Here is a 9579-nt window from a genome sequence, read left to right on the forward strand (position 1 = left end):
TGGGCAGGCCGTTCTTGCCGGTGCCCAAGACCGTTTCGTCGGTCGTGACCACAATCGTATATTCCCGGTCCGCCGGCGGAACTGACCCTCCTCGATCAGAATAGGTCAGTGACGTCCCAGCTTCCACAGTACCATTGAGAATACGCTGGGGAGGCGCGCGGCCCTGGACGACCAGCCGGTCATAATCGCGCTGCAATTCTTCGGCGAATTTCCCGCCGCTCAAATCCACTTCCGGAATGCCAAGCACCAGCCGGCCGTCCTTCACCGCTGCCTTGGCTTTGAAGACGGTCGTACGTGGGCCGTAATCCGCTTCCGCTTGACCCTTTTGACGAGGCGTCGTTTCCTGTCCGTAATTTGTCTTGCCATCCATAGGACCCATCTCGATCTTGCCGGTATCCTTCATCGCTGGGTTGACCGGAACACTGCGGGCAACGATCTTTGCGATGATTTCCGCCACAAGATCTGTGTCATACAGGGCTCTCAGAGTAAATTTGCCGGCCTCCCGTTTGGGCACGCGTTTGTAAGAAAGCATCGAAGACTCAATTGCCTGCAGGCCAGCGAGCTGTTCGCGATCATCCGGCGTAAGGACAAACGGCGCCACAGCTTCCTTCGCGGCGTCCGAAGCGGCACCCGGATCGGTACGGATCAATTGCGGCCGTATTTTATAAATAGTGTAAATCAGTTCGGCCAATTTCCTGATTGCAATGTCCAAGCCCGGCCCCTGCAGTTGCGCATCGCTCCCAAGACCGGCTTCCGCCAGGGCCTGTTGGCCGAACTTCAGCATGACCGGATACTCCAGGGCGATGGTTTCAGGGCTCTGTCCCAGTCTCTCGTTGAAGGCCACCCACACCTCAAAGGCCAACGCCTCTGCCGCGGCCAATGGATTGGCCTTCAATTCGGAAGCCTTTTCCTCTTCCAACTCGGCCAAACGCTCCACGAGATCCGGCATAAGATCCAGTCCTTCAAATTTTTCAACGGCAATGTATGCGAACAAATGCTCCAGGTGATAACCCACGACATCGTAAAAGATCCGCGTCAGGTCATAGAACGGCATATGGATGGTTTCATTGTCCTGGGTCCCGTTATTGAAGAACACGATGGTGACGCCTTTCTGACGCGCGATCCGCAGTCTCCGGATGAATTCCTGCACCATGAAATGCGGCATCAAAGACGTCAGGAAGCTGCCCGGACCGAAGAAAATGACATCCCCGGGATTGAGCGTCTGCAGGAGCTCGTCGAACCAGCGATTGATCTGGCTGTAGATGCGGGTCTCGGGCCGGCGGCCGTCCATGCCGTAACCCTCCAGGAATCCGACTTCCGCAAACCCGACATCGTTGATCGTTTCCGTCATGTGCGTCTGCGTCTTGACGAGCCGCGTACGGACAAAGACGTCCACAGCCTGCCGGCCGGGAGAGGCGATTCTGAACACCGGCTCTTCGACCCCTTTCTTGCCTTCGTGTTCTCTCCGGCGGCCGCTGCCGTCGCTGGCAAGTTCGATTTCGGTTTTCTTGGTGCGGTTGACAAGGAAGGTCCTGTTGGCGTTGTCGCGCTCTTCAATGTTCCAAAGCGACCGGACGCCTTTATGATCTTCGACCAAGCTAATCACGGCCTTGCCGTTAAGGTTATGGACCATCACATCCCGCGGGTCTTCCACGCCGAGATCGATCCCCATTTGACGGAGAGAGACCCTTTCCCCTTCTTGCAGGACAGTCGCGCGCGCGATCCGCTTCCCGGCCGGGGAGGGATTCCGGACAACGATTTCGACACTGTCATGCTCCGGCCGTTGGCGCTCTTCGATGGTCACGCTTTCAATCGGGCTGTGCGGTCGTCTGACCAGGAGGGTGTACCCCTTGTACATTCCATACAGCGTCATCGGATCATAACTGGAATACATGACCTGGAAATTATTGATGCCGAGCGTGGTCAGCATCTGCTCGACGGCCTCCCGGTACGCTTCCTGCTGCTGATCGGTTTCGACCGCCGACCTCCCTCTCCTCTCCGGAGACGGCGCATCAAAGAACCCTTTCTCATGCAGGAAGCCCAACGGGTAAAGATTCCGGACCGAAGCCCCGGGGATGGGCATCACAAAGTCTTTCGTTTCACGCCCGGCATTCAACTGGTCGACCTTCGCTACCGCCGTGGCCAAAGTATAACCAAAGTAGAAGAAGTCTTCTTCAATCTTCAGCTGATCATCCGCCAGGGTTTCAATGATAAGCGGCATCGTCCCTTCCAGGAGCGTGGGTACAGGGGCGCCATTCGGGATGCGCCCGCCGTCGCCAAGGATATATTTACGCTTGTCCGGACTCACAAAGCCCTGGATCGTGTTCATCTGGTCGCCCTGCGGCGGGAAGATACCGTATCCGGCCTCGTTGAGCTTGCTCACCTGCTGATAACTGTAGCCGCCGTCATCATTGTTGGTGACGACCCCGTAGAACATGGTTCCCTCATCCACCAGGCCGGCCAGGCCGCTGCTCTCCTGATATAACGTCCCGATCGCGGTCCCGCCCGTCACGAACACAATCTTTCGGCGGAGCTGACCGATGGACGGCGGGCCGAACAAACGGCGGTGGAACACCAGGTCCGTAATCCGCTCGTTGACGTTCCTCTGCGTCCTCAACGCCTGCACGAAAATATGTCCTATCCGTGTCAGGAGATACGGATCGACGGTACTGTGCTCGCGGGTCCGATACTCATCCCGCAGGCGGAGGATCGAGCGGATATAATTCGGATCGCTCTTCAACCCTTCCAGATTGTTGGCCAGCAAACCGCGGTCAATGCCCATCGCGACCATCAGCCGACCTGTCCCGATGAGCAGGCCACGCGTGGATTCCGGAATCGGCTGCTCATTGTCCTTCACCAAACCGTTGCGGAGATCATTCTCAAACGCCCAGACGACCTCCAAGAGTTTGCCCTGGTCCACGTCGCGGGACAACGCGCGCAACAGGGACTGCACGGTGATTTCGTACCTGTGCATGGCAGCGGCCGTGGCCCTGCGCTGCGGGGAGATCCGCACTTTCAAAACTTCCGTCTGCGCCCGGACAACGGCCCGGATCCGTTCACGAACCACGTCCAAATGGTCGTTCCTCAAATCCGCGGTGTCCTCGGTCACGCCGAGCGATGTGTCTTTCCGCGGCAACGTGTGATCCTTGATCTGGCTCTCGGCCCAGGCGATCTGCTGGCGGGCCGTCCGGACCGGCTCCGGCGCGTCGTTAAAATCAACGGATATGATCGGATGAACGACGGGACCACTGACATCGCTCGGGACGAGATCGGGCCGCTGCCGCATAATCTCGGGAATCAGCCGGCTGGTGGTATTCAACAAATCCCAGATGGTGCACGTCGGACACGCTGCCAGGGACTCTCTGAGCTCCTGCTGCATGACCAGGAACGAAACGTTGCTCATGATCACAAAATCAGCCGCGACCATCAACTGCGGACGCCCCCCGGTCAACCTGACGGCGTAATGGGTCAAGATATAATTTCTGCGATCGTCCCGGAGGTCCGCCCAATGATTCAGCTCATCCAGAACCTGCCGCCATTCTTTCCGGCTCGGCTCCACCTCCACCCCCGTGGTCTCCACCTGCTCTGGCAGTTCATCAAAGGTCAGAATGGAATGAAGACTGTCGGCCTTTTGTTTGAAAAACAACCGCTGGCCTTTCAGGGATTCCAGGGCATAGCCATTCTTGGCGTCTTTCGGGGCCGGCCTGGCGGCAACGATCGCCGAATATGAGCCGGCCACCATTTCAAGATAATTCACATACGATACGTGCGGCCTGTTTTCGTCTCCCACCGTCGGCATGTCGGCATACGCGATCTGCGTATAAGGGACAGATTCCTCGCGGTCCGCGCCGTCCAGGATTTCAAGCACCTTCATGATCGCTTCGCCTTCGCCCTTGAAATGCCCGTAGACGAAGTAGGCGTCGGCGGCCTTGGGCCCGAAGTTCTCCAAAATCTTGTTCCGGTTGAGGTATTCCGGACCAATAATAACGCTCTGCTCCATCTGCGCCCTTGCCCCGGGCTCCACCAGGAACGCCCCGTCGGATTCGTTGTAAGATGCCAGATGTTCATCGGAAATCACGAACGGCAGAAGGCGGTCGCCGACAACGATGACCGGCCTGACCCCCGGAGTCCGGTAATACCCTTCCAAGACCTGTTGGATATTGTTCCTGGGCAACCCGCCGTAGACCAGCGGCTCGGGAATGTGGCGGCTGTATCTCACGCGGTCGTCGCCAGCCCATATGATGGTTCTCACGCCGTACAACTTCCGGAACCTGTCGGCGTGCAACGGGGCATCCTCCCGTTTCGCGGTCTTGACGTCACGAATGATCCTGTCCATCGCCGCGCCGACGCGCTTGTCGGCTTCGACCGCGTCATCGATCCTCTGGCCGCGGCTCAAACGCTGAATGCCCAGAAGATATTTGATCGAATTCCATAACCGCATCCATTTGAACCGGAAAATCAAGCGGCGAACATGGCGGCGGGTCTGCGGCCAGAAGAAGGACACCAATATCCCCACCACAACCAGGGCCCCGGCCAAAATCGGCCACATCCTGGAAATCTCCACCATGATCTGGTCATCGAGACCGAGGCCATAGACCTTCTGTGCGCCCGCCCCCAATGCCGCAGACACGGCGGCAACCCTTGTCCATTCGCCGGATGAATTGCGGATCATCCCAGCGTCTGCGGCCAATGCCTTTTCCAGGAATGCCTCCGTGTCGGCCTTCGCCAATCGCTCGTTTTTAATGCCCTCGGCGATATGACTGATGAATTCATGGTAGGTTATTTCCAGACGTTTATCGGCGGATCCGTCGAAGTAGGCCGGATGATAATAAACTTCATCGGTCAAATTGGTGCCGGCAATGAAGGGCAGTCCGGCGGCCGTGGCGTTGAGGACGGCATGGTCGGTCGTGACGATCACATAATATGTCCCGTCCGGAGGCGAGCGGCCTTTGGCAACCAGGCGGTCCAGATCCGACTGCAAGGTTTCACGCCAGGCGCCGGAGAAGAGGCCTTCCACCGGATCACCGACGACCACCAGGCCGTTGACGACAAACACGGGCGCCTTGACGATCAGGCCAGGACCATAAGTCGCCTGGACGGCCTGATGTTTCTCCGCAGGGACGGTTTCCTGGAAATTCTGCGTCGGACTAACATCCAGCATGAAGTAGGTCTTGACCCTCCGGAACAGCTCGTTCTGCATGTCCTCGAACGACGCGAAGGAATCAAACGGCATGTCCCGGGCCCACGGCGAAAGCTGCCACTGGCCGAAGTGGCGGTACATGAAATACATGGCCGACTCCTGGCGGAGGGCCGACGCGAACCGCACCTGGATCTTCACGGGCAGGTCGCCGAAATCGTTGTGGTTCAAGAGCCCCTGGACATAGATATTCCCCGCTTCGAAGCCGGGGACACGGCTTTCTTTCCGATGGGCCGTCACTTTCCCCGGCAAGGTCCTCAACAATGTCTGAATCTGGTCCATGAGCCGCCCCATGATCTCCCGGCGTTCCGCATCGCTCATCCGATCGTCATTGACCACGACGTTGACGCGGACAATGTCGTCGAAATACCGGAACGGATCTCTGCGGACCGCCTCCCGCGCGGTATAGACTTCCAGGAACAGGTCCCGCGGCGCTGCGGAAACGTCCGTAATCGCCACGCCCCTCAATTCCGCCACGGTCTTGCGCAGGCGCTGGATCAAGCTCGCGTTTTGCTTGATCCGGCCGGCAAGCTTGACTTTGTCATCGGGGGTAAACGCGTTCGTCAGCATCATCACCAGATTCCGGACGGTCTCTTCCAGATTCTGGCCAAGATTCAGCTGGTAGCGCTGGGACGATCGGAACATCTCGTTCAGCGGACCGCGTTCTTCAAATCTGCGGAGCTGCTGGTTGCGGACGATGGTCGCCAAAACTTCGCTGACGCCGTACGTGTTGCTTTCAAAGCCCAAAATGGACATCAGGATTTCAAATTCCTGGAGCTGGTATCTTGAGAAGACAAGACTGCTGTCGTAAAGGCGCTGGCTCGGGTGACCGACCAGAGGAGCCAATTGCCGTTCCAGCCAGTCTCTCAATTCCCCAAAGCTTTCCATCCTCTGGATGATTTGCACGACTTCCACAGGGATGCGGTCCACGACGGTTTTGTCTCTCAAGCGATGCATCTTTTGCACCAGAGACAACTCTTCCGCGGCCTCGGTGCGGAAGCGCGCCCTATTGGCCGGCGTGAACAACGGCTGGAAGGTGTTCAACGGGCTGCCGGCCGCCCAACGGACCACGGCATTCAAGAAAGCCGCCGTGCCGTATTCCAGGCCGCCCACATGGTTGGGCCGTAACCGGGCGTCAATCTCCTCGGTTCTTTCTTTTGCGACGCTGACGGAACGGTCAAACCCGATTTTGTCAAACGCCGGCCAGTCATTTCCCGTGGGTTTGGCGTCGTCGCCGAGATAAACGGCATCCATGCCCGGGAGCATGTTGTCCAGATCGTATTCGCGCAGAGCGTCCTCCCGGTAAAGTTTGTATTCCACCAGCCGGTCCCCGTCAAAGTAGGCGAGGTTCGCCCCGCCGTTGGCGATGACGATGATATGATGACGCAAATGCTGCGGGATCCCCTGATGATAGATCAGGCGCTTGGCGGTCCTTTCCAGATCGTTCCCGGAAATGATGACCGAAACCCCGCCGATCTCGTAATACTTCATCAGACTTCTGTGGGCCGGGCTTTCAATCAGCGTGGGATTGACAAGCCCGTGCGGTTTGCCGTAAACCGTGCCGTCGCCGTCGTGAGCAACGAGGGAGCGGGTCAGCAGGGCGTTGATCCTGCGCTGCGGGTTCGTTTCGTCTCTCGTGTATCCGATGATGTGCAATAACTCCTCAAAATGGCGCGCGACATAATGCAGCGCCAACCCCTTGTCCACCCTGCGGACGTTCGCCTCGATCGTCGTATTGCCGCCCGTCTTCATGGTCATGTCCGCATAATGGCCCAACTCCTGTTTCATCTCAGCCAGATAGGATCTTCTCAATGGATCCACGAACCCGCGCACGGCGACCTGGGCGGCGCGCTCATTGTCGCGTCCCCGGACCTCGATACGGATGGGGTATTGAGTGGCGGCGGGATTGTTGGCGGCATCGCCTTTCTCAACCAGCGCGCGGTCGCTGAACGGACCGTTCTCGGCATCGGGGTTCTCCCGATATTCGCGGGCCGCGTCCCACATGAAATCTTCGATCTTGGCGAACGTTTCCGGCAACTGTCCCCCGTTGTCATAGGCCCCCACGTGTTCACCCAGGAACCGCAAAAAGGCGCGGATCTTCCGGCCGCCGGACTGCACCAGGGCATTCACTTCGTCCCCGGCCAGCAAGGTGTCGCGGTCCAGCGGTAAAACAACGACGGGTTCGGCAGCGGCTTCTTCCTCCCAAACCGCTTCCCGGTCCTCCTCGGCGATCTCGGCTTCAGGACGGACGGCCAAACGGTTCGCCATGCGAACCAGCCGGCTAAGACTGTCTTGCGAGAACAGCGGCCGTCCGGATCTGCCAGGGGTCCTCATCTGGCGATACACAAAAGACGCCACATACGCGTCCACCGCGTTCAGAAACAATCTCAACCCATGGACCTGCCGCCCCACATGGTGCGTGCGCAATTCCGCCGACAGACTGCCGGTCGGGCGGGACGACGTATTCACGGAACGGTCGAATCCGACTTTGGCAAAGGCCTTATAATCCGAGTCGGTGTCCACCTGCGGCTCCCCGATATAGACGATGTCCACATCCTGCAGGTGGTCGTCGGAACGATACTCCCGGACGGCGTATTTGTTGTAAGGCTTGTATTCCCTCAGACGGCCCGTGGGGTCAAAATAAGCCAGTGTCGCCGATCCGTTTGCGGAAATCAATAAACCGCTCCTGGCCTGCCGCGACAAACCGTGCCTCATGAACAACCTGGCCTCAAGGCCTTCCAGACTTTCATCCGTAGTCAGGACATAGATGCCGCCGGCGGACAGATATTTCAGGAAGGCCTCCCGGGCGGGGCTGTCGTCAAGAGTGCCGACCGACAAATCGTGGGCGCGCTCAAACAGGATGCCGATGGCCCCGCTGGCGATGATGGTCCGGGTCTGCAGGGCATTGAGCCCACGGCCCGGTTTGCCGATAAATTGGGGATATCCCGTCCTTTCCAAAATCTCCGAGAGATGCCGGCCGACGTAACCCAGGGCCAGAGCCCGGTTGACGTTTCTGACGTTGATGGTGATGGTCTTGCGGCCGGACAGATTCACCTCATACAGACCCTGCACGTGCCCCTTAACACGATTGAAAATGGCCAACCGGTGGGCCCCGTAAATACCTCGCAACGCGATCTGGGCCGCTTCCCCGGTCCTCTTGTCGTAACCGCGCCATTGGATGCTGATGCCGTGCGGCAGCCGGGCATCGACGAATTCGGTCGTCAATTCGCTGTTCAGGAACAATTCCGGAGAACGGCTGAATATCTCTAGGGGTTTAATGACATTGCCTTCCCGGGGATCCAACGGTTGCGCCTGCGAAGGTTGATGCTCGGCCGAATTCTGTTGCACCACTTCGGCAATGCTGTTGAGGAGGGTCCTGACCTCCAGGCCCAGGACCCCGCCCAGGACCGCGAGCTCCTCGGCGGTCAACGTCGTCTTTCTGGTGTTTTCCAGATATGGCACGCGGATATTCGCGATGCTGACGGGACGAAGGCCGTAGGAATGGACAAAACTGCGGGTATGTTGCGTGGCGATCGCTTCATCGCCGACATTTTCCGCGATATGGCTGATGAATTCGTGGTAATTGATGATGAATCGCTTGTCTGCGGACTGCTCGAAGTAGGCGGGATGATAATAAACAGTATCGTAAACATTCGTGCCGGCAATGTAGGGCAGGCCGGAGGCGTCGGCGTTGAGCACGGCGTCGTCGACCGTGACAATCACGTGATATGTCCCGCCCGGCGGTGCGCGCCCTTCGGCCGCCAGACGGTTCAAGTCCGACTGCAGGGTCTCGCGCCAGCCGTCATGGAACTGCCCTTCCACCGGATCTCCGACCGTTATCCGGCCGGCGGCAACGTAGACCGGGACCTTAAGGATCCGGCCGGTGCCGAACCGCAAGGCCTTTCCTTTCTGTGCAGGGGTAACGACCTGATCATAGTTCTGGACCGACTGCTGGGTATCCGAAAAATCCCTGCCGGCAAATTCCGCTTTTTCTCGCGCTCTCTGCCGCCGTTCGATTTTCTCCTCATAACCTTGTGCGCCGGAGCGGTCCAGGACGCTCTCGAACAATAACCCGTACTTCTCCACCATCACGTCGATCGACACCTCCCGATGCGCCAGCACGAACGCTTCCTTCATCCCAGCCACCCACCGGCTCTCGCCCTTCTCCCGGTAACCGTAATACCACTCCGTCCCTTCCTTCAGATAATCGCCCAGCAGCCGGCGCCCTTCCACGCGGAACCTCTCGATCACTTCCACGTCGTTCCGGTCGAACCTCCGCACCACTTCCCCGAAGTTCCAGCCCTTGAACACATCGATCAACCAGCCCGTCACCCCGTGCTTGATATACGCCAACGGCCCGCCCGTCGCCGTCGCCACGTTGT

1 protein-coding gene is annotated in these 9579 nt (G+C 58.6%); it reads right to left on the reverse strand.

The genetic code is table 11. The annotated features are described in order from the left end of the window. A partial coding sequence (locus Q8Q08_05785) for a 2-phospho-L-lactate transferase CofD family protein (GenBank protein MDP2653528.1) occupies positions 1–9579 on the reverse strand: 9579 nt, incomplete at both ends.

Source organism: Candidatus Omnitrophota bacterium (assembly GCA_030688425.1).
GTDB lineage: Bacteria > Omnitrophota > Gorgyraeia > Zapsychrales > JANLHA01 > JAUYIB01.